The organism is Paenibacillus sp. FSL R10-2736, from assembly GCF_038000245.1.
In the GTDB taxonomy this organism is placed as follows: Bacteria; Bacillota; Bacilli; order Paenibacillales; family Paenibacillaceae; genus Paenibacillus_AQ; species Paenibacillus_AQ phytohabitans.
The window spans coordinates 4,309,204-4,328,472 of record NZ_JBBOBN010000001.1 but is presented as its reverse complement, the minus strand read 5'-3'; the positions used below and the strand labels follow the sequence as shown (position 1 = coordinate 4,328,472).

Below are 19,269 nucleotides of genomic sequence, written 5' to 3'. Positions count from 1 at the left end.
TATGGGGATAAAACGGATAGTATTTATTCTGATTGCGGTGATCATTGCGGGTTTCGGTGTCTATCAATTCTCGGCATATTCCGAAAAGCTGACGCCTTCCACAGACCTTGCCCGCGAAGCGATCGCCGGTGTGAACCTGCATGACAATATTAATGACAGTTACCTGCTTAAGCAGTTAGGCAGCCCGTTAAGTAAAGAGGATAATGATCTGTATGATTACTATCATTGGGAGGACGGTCTTGTCACTGCCTCTGTCCATTCCGGCCCTGACGGCGGTCTGATTAAGCGGATCATGATCACCGCCACGGATAATAACCGTTCGGATGATCCGCTCCATACAGCCTTAGGCATCGGACTGGGAGACACCAAACAAAGTGTGCTTGACCTGTATGGAAGCAAATATTACAAAAGCAATGAGCAGACCGCAGATATTATCGGATACATTGATCATAAACAAGGGGTAACTTTGGAATTCTGGTGTTCTCCGGATGCAACTGTAGCTGAAATCCGCCTGGACGACGCCGATATGAAGTAACGCCGGTTAGCCCTTTGCCCTGGAGCTGTGGTACAGTTTGAACATAAGATTGACTTTACACGGCGGGAGAGGAAGAACGGCATGAATTCGATAGTAAATCCGGAGGCGGTACGCAGTCTTGCGGAGCAGAATAATCTTACGGCAATGTTCAGCAGCGGCGCAATTGCCCAAATGGAGCTTCGGCGCTACAGCGACGGGGACGCAGTGTGTTCGGTGGGCGACCGGCTGGAGAGCATGTTCATTCTGGTGCAGGGCAAGCTGAAGATTCATACGCTGCTGCCTAACGGCAAATCAATGCTGGTCCGGTTCGCCAGGCCGATGTCGGTGATCGGGGATGTGGAGCTGCTGCGCCAGTATCCGGTTAAGAATGAGGTGGTATCGGTGGGGGACAGCCTGCTGCTGGTGGCCGGAAGAAAGCTGCTGCTAAAAGAGTTCGAAGACAATACGGCGCTGCTGCGCTTCCTCGTCGGGGAGCTGAGCCATAAGCTGTATACGCTGGGCCAGACCTCGGCCATGAATGTGCTGTATCCGGTGGAGAACCGCTTCGCCAGCTACCTGATGTCACTCTTCTCGGACAACACCGGCGCTCAGCGCGTGGAGGAGATCCGTACCTCCAGCCTGACAGAGACTGCCGATCTGCTGGGGACAAGCTACCGGCATCTGAACCGGGTGGTGCGCCGCCTGATCGAAGAAGGGATCATTGAACGCAGGCGCGGCCGGCTGATCGTGCTGGATGAAGAGAGGCTGGCCATGCTGGCGAACGGGAATTTGTATGAATGAACCTAAGTGAAAGTGAACTCTAGTGAGACTGAGTGAACCTGGGTGAATGACAGCAGCCTACTTACATAGCTATAGAAGTTTAACGCATAGAGTACTCTTCCAGAAAACCGTCATTTCCTGCCTTCTTTGGCCGGGGTGGCGGTTTTTGTGTTTTTTTTGAAAATATGGTGTTTATGTTCTTGCATCAGGAATCTCACTGAAACCCACGGAGCCGGGCCAAAGGAGAGCCAATGTATGCGAAAAACCGAATACAATGTGCTGCCATGAAGGTATGTTACTGTAATTCATCATTCTTACAGCCTTGCCTGCATGTTTCAGCGAATGCTCAGCTCCATTTCAGATTGGTTTAAGGATTGGAACGTAAGATACAGGCATGAGGAAAAGATTAGCAACACGCTTGAGGAGGGACGGGCCAGCGCCAGACGCATGGAGCGTGCATGCAGGTGGATATACGCAGGATACATAGTGTACAAGCCCCTAAGGGCAGGGGTTATGCAGTATAGCTTACATATGGAGTGGAGGAGTTCATGATGTTCAATAGACTTAGAGGGATACGTGCCAAAATCATGTCCGGCTTCGCCGCCGTTATTATCGTGTTCATTATCGCAATCGCGGGCAGCACATTATTTCAGGGGAAGGTAACCATGCTTACGGAGCAGATCAACCATAATTACAGCAAACTGTCACTGGTGCAGGGGTTAACCGATGATATCCGTACAGCAGATGGGCTGGCGGCGAGGTATGTCATGAGCAATACGGATGAGGAAAGAACGGCCAACCTGACTGCTTATGAAGCGATGATCCCGCAGATTACGGCGGCGGCTGAAGAACTGAAGGGTGCGGGCCTGAACGAAGCTGAGCTTGCGGGAATTACGAATCTGGAGAGTGAATGGGGCAATTATCTTACCGTGCTGGAGGAAACTTTTGCCTTAGCCAAAGACGGGAATTTCCCGGAAGCCCAAAAGTCGTTTACGACGCTCTCTCTGGATACCATTATCGATTCACAGCTTGTATTTGAGAATATGCTGCATGAAGAAATTGCGAAGGAGCAGAGTCAGGCGGCTACCCACCGCAGCTCGTCTATGGTTACGAGTATGGGAGTCACGGGATTATCTGTCCTGCTGGCTGTGCTGATCGCGTTCGTGATGTCGGCACGGATTCTGAAGCCACTGAGTGATGTGAACAAGCAGCTCAAAGAGATTGCAGACGGCGATGCCGATCTGACCCGCAAGCTGAGTGTGCGGACGAAGGATGAGATCGGTGATCTGGCCCTGAATTTCAATAAAATGACCGATAATCTGGCAGCGATGATCGGCCAGGTGAATGCTTCTGCCAGCGGCCTCGCCGCTTCTTCGGTCAAGCTGACCGCTGATAGCGGGATGACTGCTGAAGCGACTGAGAAGATCGCCGGGATTATGGGCGAAGTTGCCACCGGCACGGGCCGGCAGATGAATGATCTGCAGACCAACATGAACACGATTATTGAAATGTCAGCCGGGATTCAGCAGATTGCTGCCAGTGTACAGGATATTTCGGAAGCCTCGCTGCGCTCTGCCGAATATGCAGTTGCAGGAGATCGATCGCTGCAATCCGCCGGCCGTCAGATGGATTCCATCAACGAATCCATTCAGTCCCTCTCGCACCAGGTCATGGGCTTCGTGAAGCGGTCACAGGAAATTGGCAGCATTGTCGGAGTGATCAAGGGGATTGCCTCGGAGACGAATATGCTGGCGCTGAATGCGACGATCGAAGCGGCGCGGGCCGGAGAGCAGGGCAGAGGATTTGCGGTAGTGGCCGATCAGGTACGCAGACTAGCCGAACAGTCAGCTGAATCCGCCAATCTGATTGCAGAGATGGCCGCCGGAATCCAGTCCGATGCCGACCATGCAGTGAAGGTGATGAAGAACAGCATGAACGAAGTGCAAAGCGGGACTAATATCATTGAAGAGGCCGGACATTCCTTCCATGAAATCCGCAGCTCGATTGATTTGCTGGCCGGACAGGTTCAGGAGGTATCCGGAGCCGTGGAAGAAATCACGGCGGCAACGGAGGAAATCGTAGACTCCATCCGCACGGTTACGCAGATTTCGGAGACCACTGCTGCGAATACGCAGCAGGTATCCGCTGCCTCGCAGGAGCAGATGGCTTCGGTAGAACAAATTGCTTCATCTGCCAGCGCGCTGAGTATGCTGGCGCAAGGTTTGCAGGGTCTCGTGGCACGTTTCAACGTGTAGATTAACCGGTCTTCAGCTTATTTTCAGCTTGATCGTGCAGAATAATAGAGAATTCTCTCCCAGAGAATATAACATAGACCCTCGCCGGAAACGGCGGGGGTCTTTGCATTCAGCGGGTAGAAGCATTCATAATCATTCATGCCCGATGGATGAATATACTATTTCGCCATCTTTCTCAGGTAGGCTTCCTCAAGAATCTGAAGTAACCCTTCAGTCCGTATATGAATGAACGTCTCCCAGAACAGCCTGCCTTTCTCACTTAATTCTTGATCGGTGTAGCTGCCTTCTTCAAATTTCCCCCAGCAGCCATCTTCGGTAAGCTTGTCCCATCCCATATAATCTGCATACAACCGGTTCTCGGCAGGGATATTGGAGCCCATAGACTTCGTCTGAACCCGTTCAGGACATAACCACATGGCGGTGCACACCGACAATAACCCGGCATGCATTTCATCTACCTCCTCCAAACCAGCTTGCGTCGCTGCTTCTGTCCAGGCATGAGGAGTGTTGTGATTTGGGGCGATCAACAGAAGCTCGGGGTACTTGTAATTGATATGCTTAACAAACGCCGCTTCCCAGTACGCTCCACCATGTCCATTGCAAACTACGAACTTGGTAAATCCCTGTCTTGCTAAATTCATAATAATATCTTCTAACATTGCAGTTAAAATATTCGGGCTGACCGTTCCCGTTCCCTTACAGTTGGCATGCTCTTCTGAAGTGTTAAACGGGAGGGTAGGCAGAACGTAGGCATTTAATGCTTTTCCATAGGATTCAGCATACAACTCTGCAATTAATGTATCCAAATGCATTGGAAGAAAGGGTCCGAATTGCTCGGTTGCACCAACGGAGATAATAACAGTATCAATTCCGCTGGCTGCAACTTCGGTCGTTGTATTTTTATAACTAAGCATAATAACCTCCTGATCATCTGGTCAATTAATTATCCCGTAGAATTACCTAAACCTTCATATATTGACTATACAGCTCCTCAAAAGTATCATAGCGTTCGACTGAACGCCCAGTCCGGTTATATTCTTCCAGATATTCATCCATCGCCAGCAGGAACTGCTCCTTAAATCCATCAAGCTGATCCGCATCGAAGTGTTGCAGCAGATCAAACCTCCGGGTTCCCCGCGACTCTGTCATTTCATCCAGGAACTGCTGTGCCCCCATTGCGGTATAGAAAGCATAGGATTTGTCTTTCATTTCGCTGCTTGCAATAACCTTATGGCGGTAATTACACCATAGCTCTTCATAGGTGCCCGCCAGATTATCGTAGGCCGGTACAGGCTGGATTACATATTTTTGATACAAGGTATTGTACAGATCATGGATGCTTCTTAGAAGGGTATAGGTGGTGCTTCGTATGTCATCCATAGTCTTGGCATGAATCACATCCATATATATCGTTTCAAAATCCTCAGGAATATACCGGTAGGCGGCAATTTCCTCCAGATATCGCTTAAGCCCTCTTTTAAAATACGTATTATTCAAATTTGTCAGTGCATAGACCAGATTGTAGACCACCTCGCATGAAGCCAGCCTGACGGTTCCGAGATCCTCAGCAAGCATGGTATTCGCATACTCCTGCTTGGCACTGTCGATCCACTTCTTCGCTCTGCCGATGCATTCGCTCCCGATAGGCTTAGCTAAAGTGTCCAGCGCCCTCTGTCTGTACGCATTGAATTTCTCCAGATATTCCGGTTTGGCACAATAGAGCACCTGCAAATCTATCAGACTGGAGGTCATCGGACTCTCAAGCGCAGCCTGCTCTTCAATCCGGGTCTCCCATGGAGTGCAATAGATATCGTATCCGACATCCCCCAGTATGAAGCAGGAAGAGATGCCCCAGCCCTGATGGTTGTTATTGATGATAATTAGATCCAGATCGCTTTTGTCATGGAAATCTCCGGTACGAAAAGAGCCCGTAAGCCCGATCATTGCAATCTCCTCCGGATAATCCCGCTTGGCCCGCTCAATAACCATGTTAATGAGTTTCTCGTTTTTAAGGAATAGTTCCTGTTGGTCAGCTTTATTCATGTGTAGTTCCCCCTTGGCCCGTTCCTTGTGTATCCATTGTATAGGCATCTTGCCTGCGGGGGTATGCCGACTTTAATTAGGTTTAATCTCTCCCGGTGTTGTTCAGAGGAAGGGCTCCAGTCAACATCACTTAGCGTGCTGCATAAAAATATGAAATCCGTATTTATGCACACACTAATCATAGAATAAGCCATCGACCTCAACCTAGTGATATCTTATATTATTACCATAATTAGTTAGTTCATAGGCTCACTCCGGGTCCGGTCCGTTTCACTTGCGCTGGCGGAGAGTGCTGATCTGGCTGATTGCAACATAATCTTCAGGACTGCAGGAAGGCAGGGGGAATTAAGGAGGCGAGGAGTATAAGGATAAGGGGAAGGGGCATTTTTGAAAGCGCATACTTTAAGGCTGCATCATAAAATTATAGGAGGTGGTTGGCAGATGATTACCAGACACAAGGCTTCTGTGAAAAGGACATTCCTGCTGTACAGTCTGATTCTTGCGCTATGTGTGGGCCAGTTGGCGTTATTCCCGGCAGTGGGGGCAGCGGCAGGCAATCTGGCTCAAGGCAAGACGATTACCGCTAGCTCGGTCGGTGATGTGTATGTGGCAGCGAACGCCAATGACAGCAACCAGGGGACGTATTGGGAGAGTGCCAGCAATGCTTTTCCGCAATGGATCAAGGTCGATCTAGGCTCCAGCAGCAGTGTCAATCAGGTTGTACTCAAGCTGCCGTCAGCCTGGGAAGCAAGAACACAGACATTGTCCGTTCAAGGCAGTACGGATGATGCTTCTTACAGCAACCTGGCTGCATCAGCTGCCTACAGCTTCAATCCTTCCAGCGGCTCTAACACAGTCACTGTTAATTTCACTGCTGCAACAGCCCGTTATATTAAAATAACCTTCACGGCCAACACCGGCTGGCCTGCTGCGCAGTTATCCGAACTCGAGGTGTTCGGAACTGCGGTTTCTGCACCGGGAACTTATGAAGCGGAAGCTGCCGCCTTGTCCGGCGGGGCCAAAACCAACACAGATCACACCGGCTATACCGGGTCGGCGTTTGTTGATGGTTATCTTGCCCAAGGAGCAGCGACAACGTTCACCGTTTCGGCTGCATCTGCTGGCAATTACAGCGCAGCGCTGCGGTATGCCAATGCCTCCGGCAGCATCAGGACGCTGAGTGTCTACGTGAACGGTACCAAGATCAAGCAGACCTCACTTGCTAACCTGGCCAACTGGGATACCTGGTCCACACATGCAGAAATCCTGGCGTTAAATGCCGGAAATAACACGATTGCCTACAAATACGATGCGTCCGACTCCGGAAACGTGAATCTGGATCAGCTGGTCCTGACCGTCTCAACGGCACCGACGGCTACAGCAACCCCCGTTCCGACGGTGGCACCAACGGTAGCGCCGACAGCCACACCAGTGCCAACGGCAACAGTAGCACCAACGGCTTCTCCTACTGTAGCCCCGACGGCCACACCAACCCCAACGCCTGCTCCAACCCCAACTGTCACACCATCACCTTCGCCAACTGCCTCGCCGACGGCCTCCCCAAGCGCGGGTCCTGGCTCGAACCTGGCAATCGGCAAAGCGGTTAATGCCTCATCTTCAGTCTTTACGTTTGTCCCCGCCAATGCCAATGACGGAGATGTGACTACGTACTGGGAAGGAGCGGGCGGAAGCTACCCGAACACACTGACTGTGAACCTTGGCGCGAACGCCAATGTGACCTCGGTAGTTGTGAAGCTCAATCCGTCTGCGGCCTGGTCTACCCGTACCCAAACCATTCAGGTACTGGGTCATAATCAGTCTACAGGAACCTTCACGAGTCTGGTGCCAGCCACGGTGTATACCTTTAACCCGGCCAGCGGCAACTCCGTGACCATTCCAGTCACAGCAACGGCCAGCGAGCTGCAGTTGAAATTCACCACGAACTCCGGTTCAAGCGCCGGACAGGTAGCTGAATTTCAGATCATCGGCACACCGGCTGCGAATCCGGATCTGACGGTAACGGCAATGTCCTGGAGCCCTTCCGCTCCGGTAGAGACCGATGTCATCACGCTGAATGCTACCGTCAAGAATACCGGGTCTGCTTCAGCGGCAGCAACAAACGTCAGCTTCTATCTGGGTACCACGCTTGCCGGGGCAGCACCAGTCGGGGCTCTGGCCGCAGGAGCTTCGGCGACAGTGTCGCTGAACATCGGCGCCAAAGATGCCGCAACCTATGCCTTAAGTGCAAAGGTCGACGAGAGCAACACCGTCATTGAGCTGAATGAAGGGAATAACAGCTATTCGAATCCCGCATCGCTTACCGTAAATCCGGTATCCAGCTCGGATCTGACTGCTTCTCCGGTCAGCTGGTCGCCGGGGAATCCGGCTGGCGGGAATACCGTGAGCTTCTCAGTCGCTATTAAGAATCAGGGAACGGCAGCCTCGGCAAGTGGTGCACATAACATCACATTGACTTTGACTGATGCGACCACCGGTGCGGTAATCAAAACGCTGACCGGTACTTATAACGGTGTCATTGCCAGCGGCAGCACTACAGCTCCGGTTACTCTTGGAACCTGGACCGCAGTGAACGGTAAATATAATGTAAAAACAGAAATTGCCGCAGACGCTAATGAACTGGCAGTGAAACGGGCCAACAACATCCAGAATCAGTCGCTGTACATTGGACGCGGGGCCAATATGCCTTACGATATGTATGAAGCGGAGGACGGGGTTGTCGGGGGCGGAGCAGTCAAGCTGAATCCGAACCGCAATATCGGCGATCTTGCAGGTGAAGCCTCGGGCAGAAGAGCAGTTACACTGAACACAACGGGCAGCTATGTTGAATTCACTACCAAAGCCAGCACCAACACGCTCGTTACCCGGTTCTCAATTCCGGACTCGGCAAGCGGTGACGGAACAACCGCTACACTTAATATCTATGTGAACGGCGTATTCAACAAAGCCATCACGCTGAACTCCAAATACGCCTGGCTGTATGGCTCAGAGATCAGCCCGGGCAATTCCCCAAGCGCCGGTTCGCCGCGCCACATCTATGATGAAGCGAATATTATGTTCGACAGCACCATTCCGGCGGGCAGCACAATCAGACTTCAGAAGGACGCAGCCAACACTTCACAGTATGCGATTGACTTCGTCAGCATGGAGCAGGTAGCGCCGATCGCTAATCCGGACCCGGCCAAATATACGGTTCCGCTCGGCTTCACGCACCAGGACGTGCAGAATGCGATTGATAAGGTCCGTATGGATACAACCGGCAACCTTACCGGTGTATATCTTCCAGCCGGATCGTATGAAACCTCGAACAAGTTCCAGGTCTACGGCAAAGCGATTAAAATTGTCGGAGCCGGACCCTGGTATACGCGGTTCTATGCGCCGGTTAACCAGTCCAATACGGATGTTGGCTTCAGGGCTACCGATTCAGCGAATGGATCAACCTTCTCAGGGTTTGCCTATTTCGGCAACTATACCTCACGGATTGACGGTCCCGGCAAAGTGTTCGACTTCTCCAATGTAGCGAACATTACGATCGACAACATCTGGACCGAACATCAGGTATGTATGTACTGGGGTGCGAATACCGACTACATGGTGATCCGAAACTCCCGTATCCGCAACACCTTCGCCGACGGCATTAATATGACCAACGGCAGCACGAACAACCTCGTGTCCAACAATGAAGCCCGGGCGACCGGAGATGACAGCTTCGCGCTGTTCTCGGCAATCGATTCCGGCGGCTCGGACATGAAGGACAATGTATACGAGAACCTGACCTCAATCCTGACCTGGCGTGCAGCCGGTGTAGCCGTCTACGGCGGTTATGCCAACACCTTCCGCAACATCTATATTGCGGATACACTCTGCTATTCGGGGATTACGATCAGCTCACTGGACTTCGGCTATGCGATGAACGGCTTCGGCGCATCGCCAACGACGAATTTCCAGAATATTTCGGTCGTCCGAGCCGGCGGACATTTCTGGGGTTCACAGACCTTCCCGGCCATCTGGGTATTCTCCGCCTCCAAGGTGTTCCAGGGCATCCGCGTCAGCGATGTGGATATCATTGATCCGACCTATCACGGGATTATGTTCCAGACCAACTATGTCGGCAATTCACCGCAATTCCCTGTAGCGGACACGATTTTTACAAATGTTACGATTTCCGGCGCGCAGAAGAGCGGCGATGCCTTCGACGCCAAATCCGGAGTCGGCATCTGGGCCAACGAATCGGCAGAAGCCGGCCAAGGCCCGGCGGTAGGCAACGTTGTCTTCAACAACTTGAAGATCCTGAACACTGTAACGCCTATTAAAAATACCACGTCAACGTTTACGATTACGGTGAATCCGTAGGGCTGAAATTGTATAGCTGATTATTGTATGGCTGAATATTGCTCAGCTGCATTATGCTAAGTTGCATGATATTCAGCGTGCTGCAAAAAACCGCCTCCCGTGTGTCCGGGGGGCGGTTTTTCCCGTTGAAACGGATAACTGTCCTCCTGTGGACAGCATAACCTGTTCATCTTGGAACCGGGTCTAAGACTGTTTGTACAAACAGCCACCTAACTGCGGAAATCCTGCAGGTTATACAACATTTCAGGCTCAAGCTCGCCTAACTGCGGAAATCCTGCATATTTTACAACATTTCAGGCTCTGTCCCGCCTAAAAGCCGGAAATATTGTATGATATACAACAATTAAGGGGTTATATTGCTTATCACAGGGAAATTATTGTATTTTGTACAACAATCCGTAATTTGGCTCGCTCATCTGCTGAAAATCCTGCATAAAGTACAACAATTCCGGTTGTGTCCCACATTACCGGTGTTATCCCTGCTAGTTAGTCCTGTGTCCGCGCTAATCCTTACTATTCTCGCAGCCCTTGCAGCCCCCGCCGCCACACATTCCGCAATCCACCCCCGCCGCCACGCACCCCCGCCGCCACACCTTCCGCAATCCACCCCGACCGCCATGCACCCCCGTCGCCACACCTTCCGCAATCCCCCCACCGCCACCCCCCCCCCGCCGCCACCCCCCCCCGCATCCCCCTGCCGCCACGTACTACACATCCCCCCACAGATCGCCGTTCAGCACTAAGTACACTTATACAAGCCCTCTGACTCCACTATTCAAGCGGGCATAGGCGGTTCAGTATTCTGTCCGTGGATATTAGCAGGGTTTCTGGCTTAAGAGTAGCCCCTCTGAAGCCGCCAAATCGACAAGTGCCACCCGGTAGCGATACAATGGATGTTACATCGTGCATGAAGATTAAGACAGGAATAGGGGAGGTATATATATGACTAAGCTGGTAGTCAATAATATTACAGAGCTGATCGGCGGTACGCCGGTTGTACGCTTGAACCGCATTACCGGGCCGGAGGATGCGGAGCTGTACGTGAAGCTGGAAATGTTCAATCCCAGCGGCAGCGTTAAGGACCGGGCTGCATATAATCTGATCCTGCAGGCGGAGCTGGACGGGCGCCTGCAGCCCGGCGGGACGATCATCGAGCCGACGAGCGGCAATACCGGCATCGGCCTGGCGATGAATGCGGCGGCGAAAGGGTATAAGGCAATCCTGATCATGCCGGATAATATGACGAAGGAACGGATCAATATCCTGAAGGCCTACGGAGCGGAGGTTGTGCTGACACCGGCGGCAGAGCGGATGCCTGGCGCTATTGCCAAGGCAGTAGAGCTGGGCAAAGAGATTGCCGGGAGCTTCATTCCGCAGCAGTTCGAGAATCAGGCGAATCCGGACATTCACCGCATTACCACCGCTCCGGAAATTCTGGAGCAGATGGAAGGCCGGCTGGACGTATTCGTAGCTACGTCCGGAACAGGCGGCACGATTACCGGCACAGGAGAAGCGCTGCGTGAGCAGCTGCCGGAGCTCCGTGTGGTTGTCGTGGAGCCGCAAGGGTCACCGGTGCTCTCCGGCGGCAAACCCGGACCGCATAAGCTGGTGGGCACCAGCCCCGGATTCGTGCCGGCGATTCTAAATACCGGCATCTATAATGAGATTGTGCAGGTATCCGATGAAGATGCACTGGATATGGTAAGGAGGTTGGCCAGTACCGAAGGGATCCTGATTGGTCCTTCCGGCGGAGCCGCAGTATGGACAGCCTTGCAGGAAGCCCGGCGCCTTGGCCGCGGCAAGCGGGTGCTGTGCATTGCTCCCGATACTGGTGAACGCTATCTTAGTATGGGTATATTCGAATAACTCCACTGGAGGGGACCCTATGAATCGCGTGAAGAGAAGTTCCCGGCACCGGTTGAAAGCAGCCGGATTGATTATTCTTACGGCAGCAGTAGTCTTCGCCTTGTCCGGGTGTTCAAGGACAGACGGTAATGACAATGCAGGCGGTGCAGAATCTCCGGCCATGCCATCACCTGTGGCGCAGAGTCCGTCGCCTGTCCCGCAGCAGACCGCTGTCCCGCAAACGGCGGACCCTACAGCAGCCGCCGAGGGTACCGAGTCGCCTGCCCTGGCGGCATTCCTCGATCCCGCCAAGCTGCAGCCTGTCTTCGGCTTCGCCGACGAGACCGGGAGTCATATTCTTGTGACCTCGCAGGAAGAGGGAAGCGGGGAGCAGATGGAATCCCTGAATACCGCTATCGGCAACGGAGGCCAGGTACTGGCCGTGAAGTTCGGGAAGCGGCAAGCGGGGAGTGAGAACAGCAATGGACGGGAGCTGGCGAATAATTTCGCTAATCTGGCCGGATTTGTCTACACGGTAGAGAGTGGCGCAGCGAAACCGGATGAAACCTATTATCTGGCTGATTCCGCCCTCTTCCCGCCGGCTGCCTTGCTGGAGCTTCAACCGGCTGACCCGGCTGCTCCGCAGCTTGCCGCCGGAGATCCCGTGCGCAAGAGCATTGCTGCCGTTAAGCACCGGGAGATTCAGTCCGCCTGGAAGCTGGCTGATCTGGCCCTGAATAGGGAGCTGTATCTGGTCCAGTTCATAAGGGAGGATAAGGATATGCTGTTCAGTCTTGTCCTGAATGAAGACGGTAAGCTCAGCTTCATGGATTATCCTGCGGTTATTGAGAACGATGAATATTCGGTCTGGCGTGTCGATGACGGCGGGGAGATGCGGCCGGAGATGTTCTCGTTATTGTTTGCTGCACAGTCGGCAGACGGATTACTGCTTGGCCTGAACTGGTGGGGAGCGGAGGGCGTGAACTCCTTTTTCCTGCTGCAGCAAAGCAATGCCCTCAAAGAACTGGAGATCCAGTACGGCCGGTACACTTCTCCGATATAAGGCGGGATATAAATCCTTAGCGATGACAAAGGCTCCCCGTCACCTTTTGGTGACAGAGGAGCCTTTGCCGGTTATAACAGGAGGATTAGACTTCGTATCATAGATGATCCTTCTATTATCCGCTGGTGCGGGGTCGTCCTTATTGGCGGCACCGCTTTTTCCGCTTGGATTAAATGCCTTGATCACAGGCCGGAACAGGATATACCCCAGCAGCCCGCCGAAGGTATTCAGAATGAGATCGTCCACATCAAAGGTTCCGATGTAGAATACCGCCTGCGAACATTCAAGCACTGCACTTAACGCCAAAGAACGCAGCAGGACACCAGTGAAAGAGCCGCCGCCTTTCCCGTTCGGGGACAGTAGCACAAGGAATACGCCATAAGGGATAAACAAGGCGATATTTCCCGCGAAATTAACCAGGGTAGTAGCTGTCAGATGATGATACGTATTGGACAGGGTGGCCAGCGGAACGAAGTTTCCTGTATGCAGGCTGCCGGCAATGTTATCCGGGCTCTTCTGCAGCTGCTGCCAGAGAAAGCTGAAGTTAATCGAACCAAACTTGAATAAGATGATTTTGAATAGTACATAGATGTATACGGCGAAAAGTGCCTGCAACCCGTATATTCTCAGTTTGTATGCCGGATTCATTCCGCATCACCGCCTTCTCTAGGTTATATTGTTATATGGCCTGGCTGTTATGGATATACCGTCATAATAACGCCGTCGATATTATTGCCTGAGAACTCCACATGCCGGCCTTCAGGGGTAGGAACCGGAGTATTTCCAGAGACCGCTATATAGGAAATCTGATATTCTGTATCGTTAACGGTAGCGGTAATCGTCTCCTGCTGCTTCAGATAATCCAGGTATTCTTCCAGGGTGAAATGCTTATCCCTCATAATGATGCTGTGCGGCAGGCCGACATAGCGGAAATGCCAAGGCTCATACTGGATGCCGGTAATATCCGTCTTATCTTCAGGATAGCGCAGGATAAATCCGTAATCCCAGGCGTTGTCACGAAGCCATTGCCCTTCCGGAGCCTGGCTCATCGCCATCTGCGAGGAGCCGATATCAAGTGACAAGCCCAGATTATGCTCGCTATGGCCGGGTGGAAGGGCATATTCGGCTCCCTTCTCCTCATAGAGCTGCTTCTGCTCTGAGTTGTTCCGGTATCCGCTGCTGATCAGGAAATTCTGGACACCCTGCCCGGCAGCAGCTCCTATCATAATCGAGAATTGCTCCGCTACCTGCTCGGAGAGCATCGTCTTGTTGTCCAACAGACCATAGCCCTCGGTCAGCTCCTGATGCTCAGACAGATTCACAATATCTTTACTGACTCCCGCTTTATGTACAGGGTATTCTTTGTTGACGAGCAGCAGATTGCCCTGATGAACCCTGCTTTTAGGGATAACCGTCAGATTCTTGGAGCCGTGGTCCGTAAGGACTTGAACGATTGGGATGTCCTGTCCGGGGACAACAGCTTCTCTGCCTTGGTACAGCCCTTCATACCCAAGCAGACCGGCAAGAACAACCCAAAAAACCCACTTCTTCATTTCATCTTCCTCCTTGGACTCTATGTCCATAAGAATAGGGGAGTGAATTTAAAAAGAAGTGGGGTAAAGATAAAGTTTTTCTTAAATATAAAAGCGCAAAGGCATTTCTGCGTAAAATAATAGAATTTAATCTCTACTTGAGCAGACCCGGCAGCCGCACCTCAAAGAGAGTGCGGATCGTGTCACTCTGGACAGAGATCGTGCCGTGGTGCTGCTCGACGATATTTTTGGCAATGAACAGGCCCAGTCCGGTACTGCCTTCCTGATGTGTCCGTGCCCGGTCGCCGGTATAGAACATATCGAAGAGAAAAGGCAGCTCATCTTCGGGGATGCTATCCCCATAGTTGATCACCTGGACAAGCGCATTCTCCCCCTCCGGGTTGCAGCGGATATCGACATACTGGCCGTCTTTGCCATAACGCACGGCATTGGTCAGCAGGTTCTCGAACACCCGGGCCAGCAGCTCGCCGTCCCCGGATATTCTCATCTGCGGAGCCAGCGCAAGGCGGGCAGTCAGCCCGTTGTTCTCCAGCACAGGATATAGCTCTTCGTTCAGCTGGACGAGCAGCTCGCTTAGATCAAGCGGAAGCTTCTGGACGGTCAGCATGCCGTAATTCATCCGGGTAATCTCAAACAGCTCATCAATCAGCTTCTCAAGCCGCTGCGATTTGGTGTAGGCAATCGTTGTGTAATGCTTAACCTGATCGGCGCTTAACTGCCCGTCCTTCAGCACCAGATCCAGATAACCCAGCACGGAGGTCAGCGGTGTCCGCAGATCATGGGCCAGATTGAGCACTAGCTTGTCCTTGCTGTTCTCGGCGAAATCCCCGCGTTCTACCGCCTGCTGCAGCTTATCCTTGGCCAGATTCAAATCGGCGGCAATATCCTCGAATTCATCGCTGGAAGTGATGCTGATGCGGCTTTTGAAATCCCCGTTCGCCAGAAGGCGGATATGGTGGGAGATCTCTTTGAAATAACGGGCATACGGCTTGGTGAACAGGAAGAAGAACAGCAGAGCCAGCGGGATGAAAAAGATCAGGAAGAAATTGAGGTCGCCGAAATTGGCGATCATCCAGCGGAAGCGGGCCAGCGGGTCCTCCAGCTTAACCTGTGAGGTATAGTACATCTGCAGACCTTTATAGAGGGCAAAAGTAATGGCGCCGGAGCAGATCATGCTCAGAACGAGCAGGGAGATCATTTTGAAGCGGAAGCTGCGGAACAGATTAGCCATTGAATGTGTACCCTACCCCCCAGATCGTTTTGATCCACATATTTTTGGTCTGTTCTTCGCCAAGCTTCTTCCGCAGGGTGCGGATATGAACCATGACAGTGTTTCCGCCTTCATAATAAGCTTCGCCCCAGACCTGCCGGAAGAGATGCTCTGCACTGAACACCTTCTTGGGGTAGCTGGCCAGCAGATAGAGGATATCGAACTCCTTCGGCGTCAGCTCAACCGATTGTCCATACAGCGTGACCGACCGGCGGTCCGGATCGATGATCAGACCTCCCGTTTCCAGCACTGCCTTGTGCTCCGTAACCGGCTGATTCAGCTGTGTGGACCGGCGAAGCTGCGCATTCACTCTGGCGACCAGCTCCATAGGGTTGAACGGCTTGGTCATATAATCGTCGGCGCCGATTACAAGCCCGGTGATTTTATCCAGATCCGAAGTCTTCGCGCTCAAAAAAATAATCGGCAGCCCGTGCTTCTCCCGGATTTGCCGGGTCACCTCATACCCGTCCATGCCGGGCATCATAATATCCAATACGGCCAGATCAATATGCTGAGATTGGACCGCCTGCACAGCCGCTGTGCCGCTTGTAACCTTGATGGGGTGATAGCCCTCTTTTTCCAGATGCAGTCCGATCAGCTCAGCAATTTCCGCATCGTCATCGGCGATAAGAATCGTAATACGTTTCATTTCAATGTCTCTCCTGTATAGTCAGCATGAAAGAATACTTGATTGTGCTTTGTTCCTAGTGTACCCTATCGGATATGGTTTCGCGACCTGCTATTATTGTAAGTATGGAGTCCGGACGAGATAAGATTATTTTTAAAATACTTATATTTGTAACATTTATTGCCGGGCATAGCCCGAAAGAGTCATGCCGGGGAAGTCGCGGTAATGATAAAGTTATTTTCAGTATTAGGGAGGCGACAGCGACGTATACCCGAATTAAAGTGCTCATCCTGCTCATCCCAACGCTTATGGTCGGCATCTGGGAGTTTGTGCGGCATCAGTTCCTGATGCAGTACATCTCCATGGACATGGGAAACTACTTAACTCCGGTGCTTGTCTTTCTGTTCAGTATTATTCTGCTGCTGCCGCTCTTCCGGATGCTTGAACGGAGCCAGCGGGAGCTGGAACGGGAGCGGGCGGCAACTACGGCGATGGAAGCGCGTGAGCTGCTGGCCAAGGAGCTGCATGACGGGATGGCACAGTCGCTGTTTCTGCTCTCCGTGCGGATTGACCGCCTGGAACAGAACCGCAAAGACGGTGAGATCAGTGCAGAGAGCGTAGACCAGATCAAGAAAACAGTTCACGAAGTCAACCGTTATGTGCGTCAGGCCATTGCCAATCTGAAGGTGCCGGTCAGCGGCAAAGAAAGCTTCTCCCTGGAGAGGTCCATTCAAGAGCAGCTTGCCGGAATAGCCGGGGAAGTGATGATTGAGGTGTCGCTGGACTGGCATCTGGACGAGCAGGCGCTAACGTCAGCCGAACAGGCTGAGCTGTTGTCCTGCATCCGCGAAGCCATTATTAACGTGCGCAAGCATACGCGCGCAGGTAAGGTGTCCGTCTCCGGACAAGGCGATAGGCTGAATTGGAACGTGGCTGTTACCGATAACGGTGCCGGATTTGTGCATGCCGATCCTTTTGCGGTGAGCGGGAGCTATGGTCTGCAGATTATGAGAGAACGGGCACGCAGCATGGGCTGGAAGCTTAACTTACAATCCGGTTCTGCCGGAACAGTGGTAGAGATTGCGAAAGGGGGGACGCCGGATGGAACGCTGCCGGGTGCTGATCGTAGATGACCATGCGCATGCGCGTGAAGCCATGAGTGAAATCGTGGCGCTGGATGAACGGTTCGAAGTGATCGGCGCTGTTGCGAGCGGGGCAGAGGCGATCGTCTGGACCGGACAATGGATGCCGGACCTGATTCTGATTGACATCGAGATGCCAGGAATGGACGGCCTGGAGACTACGCGGCGCATTAAGCTGGAGTACCCGTATGTCAAGATCGTCATCGTCACCGTATCGGATGAGATCTCCTATCTGTTCGAAGCGCTCAAGCAGGGGGCGCAGGGGTATCTCCTGAAGAACCTGGCTCCGTCGACCTGGATTGAGTATTTGCTGGCGATTGTAAGTGAGGAGGTTCCGCTAAGCAGGGAGCTGGCTTTTCAGATTCTGAAAGAGTTCGCCGTGACCTCCGTCAAGGAGGAGCGGGAGGCATTAACGGCGCGGGAGAAGGAAATACTGGGCTGTGTATCTTCCGGGTCAACGAATAAGGAGATTGCGGCCACCCTCGGGATCTCTGAGCACACCGTCAAGAACCACCTCAAGAACATTCTCCAGAAGCTCCAGCTTCAGAACCGCACGCAGCTCACCCGGTATGCCATGGAGCAGGGACTGGCTTCGCGGGAGCGGGATTTTCCGGGGAAAAGATAGAGCCTGCAGAAGGATGATTAGCCTACATAAGAGAGAAGGGGAGATCGAATTGAACAGACTTTTCCGTAAAATAGCAGCCCTGGCCGTACCAGCGGCCGCAGCACTATTGGTATTCGCAGCCGTAGCTAGTGCACATGTAACCGTCAGCCCTACACAATCGAGTGCGGGTGCCTGGGAGACTTACACGCTCAAAGTACCATCTGAGAAAGATATTGCTACGGTGCAGATCGATCTGCGCATCCCGGCAGGAGCTGCATTCAAGCAATATGAGGCTTCTCCCGGCTGGGACGTAACGGTGGATGGCGACAAGGTCAGCTGGACCGCGAACGGAGACGGCATTCAGGCCGGACAGTTCCAGCGCTTCTACTTCACCGTCCAGAACCCGGCCGCCGCTGGCGACATCGCCTGGAATGCCTACCAGCATTATGCCGACGGCAGCGTGGTCCAGTGGTCCGGCGAAGAAGGCTCGGAATCCCCGCATTCCATCACGGCGATCGCCGAAGCTTCCGGCGGAGGCACCCATTCCCACGGCTCCATGGACATGGCGGATAACGGCACCATGACCATGGACGAGCATGAAGCGATTATGGAGGAAGAGGGTAATAGCTCCAGCGTGTCACCGATGCTGTACATTGCGCTCGGCATCTCGCTGCTGTCCTTCCTGCTGGCGGCGATTGCTTTGCTGCGGGGGAAGAAGGAGTAGGGCTGGAACCAGGGTACTGCCTGGAGCTCAGGCAAGTGAATTGAAGCAGGTATTTGTACGAGGAATATAGTAAGCATATCTGTTAGACTAGCCCAATTGGCTGTTCTGGCGAATAGGAACCCCCGTGCTTGAGGTGAGTATCACCCTCTGGCGCGGGGTTCTTTGTGGTTTGAGGGAATGCTGGAATGAGGGGATGTGTAGTATGCTGGGATGCTAGGGATGTGGGAATGCGTGGGATGCTGGGATGTGGGGTGTCAGGATGTGCTGATGTGCTTATGCGATGATCGGTAGCACTCCCGCTGACTGGTGCCCAGCGCTTTTGTAAACTAACTTTATCTATGGATGCTCACGCACGCCGGTTGGGAACAACAGTTGGAAAAACAACACTTAATTCCGGGAAATTCCCTAACATACCGGGCGTAGTTGGAAAAACAACACTTAATTTTGCGGGATCAGGCAATTACCCGGTGTAGGGGC

Annotated in this window: 15 protein-coding genes; 9 read left to right on the top strand and 6 right to left on the bottom strand. The window is 52.7% G+C overall.

All coding sequences use genetic code 11. The annotated features are described in order from the left end of the window. The first annotated feature begins 1 nt into the window (after position 1). The 3 genes from NSQ73_RS18880 (at position 2) to NSQ73_RS18870 (ending at position 3,549) form a co-directional block, all read left to right on the top strand. Positions 2–535 (top strand): hypothetical protein, encoded by a 534-nt coding sequence (locus NSQ73_RS18880; RefSeq protein WP_340987651.1) that lies wholly within the window; start codon positions 2–4, stop codon positions 533–535. An 81-nt stretch (positions 536–616) separates the two neighbouring features. Beyond that, a complete protein-coding gene (locus NSQ73_RS18875; RefSeq protein ID WP_171719768.1) occupies positions 617–1,315 on the top strand; it encodes a Crp/Fnr family transcriptional regulator in 699 nt (232 codons plus the stop codon). A 527-nt stretch (positions 1,316–1,842) separates the two neighbouring features. After that, positions 1,843–3,549 (top strand): methyl-accepting chemotaxis protein, encoded by a 1,707-nt coding sequence (locus tag NSQ73_RS18870; RefSeq protein ID WP_340987650.1) that lies wholly within the window; start codon positions 1,843–1,845, stop codon positions 3,547–3,549. A 158-nt stretch (positions 3,550–3,707) separates the two neighbouring features. Here the strand turns inward: NSQ73_RS18870 and NSQ73_RS18865 are convergent, their stop codons facing one another. Together NSQ73_RS18865 and NSQ73_RS18860 are read right to left on the bottom strand one after the other, a co-directional pair. Next, positions 3,708–4,463, bottom strand: coding sequence for a creatininase family protein (locus NSQ73_RS18865; protein WP_340987649.1), 756 nt, complete (start codon positions 4,461–4,463; stop codon positions 3,708–3,710). A gap of 46 nt (positions 4,464–4,509) precedes the next feature. Next, positions 4,510–5,592, bottom strand: coding sequence for a nucleotidyltransferase domain-containing protein (locus NSQ73_RS18860; RefSeq protein ID WP_340987648.1), 1,083 nt, complete (start codon positions 5,590–5,592; stop codon positions 4,510–4,512). A gap of 441 nt (positions 5,593–6,033) precedes the next feature. On the opposite strand from NSQ73_RS18860, the gene NSQ73_RS18855 reads away from it, so the two are divergent. From NSQ73_RS18855 to NSQ73_RS18845, 3 genes are all read left to right on the top strand, one after another. Then, positions 6,034–9,963: a galactose-binding domain-containing protein gene (locus tag NSQ73_RS18855; RefSeq protein WP_340987647.1), complete on the top strand. Its 3,930-nt coding sequence runs from the start codon at positions 6,034–6,036 to the stop codon at positions 9,961–9,963. 942 nt (positions 9,964–10,905) lie between these two features. Continuing rightward, positions 10,906–11,829 carry a cysteine synthase A gene (cysK, locus tag NSQ73_RS18850; protein ID WP_042136199.1) on the top strand — a complete coding sequence of 308 codons (924 nt, stop codon included), beginning with the start codon at positions 10,906–10,908 and terminating at the stop codon, positions 11,827–11,829. A gap of 19 nt (positions 11,830–11,848) precedes the next feature. Next, positions 11,849–12,871 (top strand): hypothetical protein, encoded by a 1,023-nt coding sequence (locus tag NSQ73_RS18845; protein WP_340987646.1) that lies wholly within the window; start codon positions 11,849–11,851, stop codon positions 12,869–12,871. A gap of 39 nt (positions 12,872–12,910) precedes the next feature. Here NSQ73_RS18845 and NSQ73_RS18840 read toward each other — a convergent pair whose 3' ends face one another. The 4 genes from NSQ73_RS18840 to NSQ73_RS18825 form a co-directional block, all read right to left on the bottom strand. Further along, positions 12,911–13,519 (bottom strand): VanZ family protein, encoded by a 609-nt coding sequence (locus tag NSQ73_RS18840; RefSeq protein ID WP_052421819.1) that lies wholly within the window; start codon positions 13,517–13,519, stop codon positions 12,911–12,913. Between the two features lie 47 nt (positions 13,520–13,566). Further along, positions 13,567–14,424 (bottom strand): D-Ala-D-Ala carboxypeptidase VanY, encoded by an 858-nt coding sequence (locus tag NSQ73_RS18835; RefSeq protein ID WP_042136200.1) that lies wholly within the window; start codon positions 14,422–14,424, stop codon positions 13,567–13,569. Positions 14,425–14,557: 133 nt separating this feature from the next. Then, complete coding sequence (locus NSQ73_RS18830) at positions 14,558–15,655, bottom strand: sensor histidine kinase (RefSeq protein WP_042136201.1); 1,098 nt, start codon at positions 15,653–15,655, stop codon at positions 14,558–14,560. Continuing rightward, positions 15,648–16,343 (bottom strand): response regulator transcription factor, encoded by a 696-nt coding sequence (locus NSQ73_RS18825; protein ID WP_340946503.1) that lies wholly within the window; start codon positions 16,341–16,343, stop codon positions 15,648–15,650. Before NSQ73_RS18825 ends, NSQ73_RS18830 begins: the two co-directional genes overlap by 8 nt. 308 nt (positions 16,344–16,651) lie before the next feature. Here NSQ73_RS18825 and NSQ73_RS18820 point away from each other — a divergent pair, with 308 nt between their 5' ends. From NSQ73_RS18820 to NSQ73_RS18810, 3 genes are read left to right on the top strand one after another with little or no spacing between them, the layout of a single operon-like run. Then, the gene (locus tag NSQ73_RS18820; RefSeq protein ID WP_340987645.1) at positions 16,652–17,455 is read left to right on the top strand and encodes a sensor histidine kinase; all 804 of its coding nucleotides are present in this window, start codon (positions 16,652–16,654) and stop codon (positions 17,453–17,455) included. Next, the gene (locus NSQ73_RS18815) at positions 17,424–18,089 is read left to right on the top strand and encodes a response regulator (protein ID WP_039297122.1); all 666 of its coding nucleotides are present in this window, start codon (positions 17,424–17,426) and stop codon (positions 18,087–18,089) included. Before NSQ73_RS18820 ends, NSQ73_RS18815 begins: the two co-directional genes overlap by 32 nt. 49 nt (positions 18,090–18,138) lie before the next feature. Further along, positions 18,139–18,792, top strand: coding sequence for a YcnI family copper-binding membrane protein (locus NSQ73_RS18810; protein WP_340987643.1), 654 nt, complete (start codon positions 18,139–18,141; stop codon positions 18,790–18,792). Positions 18,793–19,269: the final 477 nt, after the last annotated feature.

What these genes read in the sequence shown, in the direction of transcription:
- NSQ73_RS18870 (WP_340987650.1), top strand. Translation starts at nt 1,843, where the DNA reads ATGATGTTCAATAGACTTAGAGGGATACGTGCCAAAATCATGTCCGGC.
- NSQ73_RS18815 (WP_039297122.1), top strand. Translation starts at nt 17,424, where the DNA reads ATGGAACGCTGCCGGGTGCTGATCGTAGATGACCATGCGCATGCGCGT.
- NSQ73_RS18825 (WP_340946503.1), bottom strand. Translation starts at nt 16,343, where the DNA reads ATGAAACGTATTACGATTCTTATCGCCGATGACGATGCGGAAATTGCT.
- NSQ73_RS18865 (WP_340987649.1), bottom strand. Translation starts at nt 4,463, where the DNA reads ATGCTTAGTTATAAAAATACAACGACCGAAGTTGCAGCCAGCGGAATT.
- NSQ73_RS18830 (WP_042136201.1), bottom strand. Translation starts at nt 15,655, where the DNA reads ATGGCTAATCTGTTCCGCAGCTTCCGCTTCAAAATGATCTCCCTGCTC.
- NSQ73_RS18840 (WP_052421819.1), bottom strand. Translation starts at nt 13,519, where the DNA reads ATGAATCCGGCATACAAACTGAGAATATACGGGTTGCAGGCACTTTTC.
- NSQ73_RS18880 (WP_340987651.1), top strand. Translation starts at nt 2, where the DNA reads ATGGGGATAAAACGGATAGTATTTATTCTGATTGCGGTGATCATTGCG.
- NSQ73_RS18835 (WP_042136200.1), bottom strand. Translation starts at nt 14,424, where the DNA reads ATGAAGAAGTGGGTTTTTTGGGTTGTTCTTGCCGGTCTGCTTGGGTAT.
- NSQ73_RS18855 (WP_340987647.1), top strand. Translation starts at nt 6,034, where the DNA reads ATGATTACCAGACACAAGGCTTCTGTGAAAAGGACATTCCTGCTGTAC.
- NSQ73_RS18875 (WP_171719768.1), top strand. Translation starts at nt 617, where the DNA reads ATGAATTCGATAGTAAATCCGGAGGCGGTACGCAGTCTTGCGGAGCAG.
- NSQ73_RS18860 (WP_340987648.1), bottom strand. Translation starts at nt 5,592, where the DNA reads ATGAATAAAGCTGACCAACAGGAACTATTCCTTAAAAACGAGAAACTC.
- NSQ73_RS18845 (WP_340987646.1), top strand. Translation starts at nt 11,849, where the DNA reads ATGAATCGCGTGAAGAGAAGTTCCCGGCACCGGTTGAAAGCAGCCGGA.
- cysK (WP_042136199.1), top strand. Translation starts at nt 10,906, where the DNA reads ATGACTAAGCTGGTAGTCAATAATATTACAGAGCTGATCGGCGGTACG.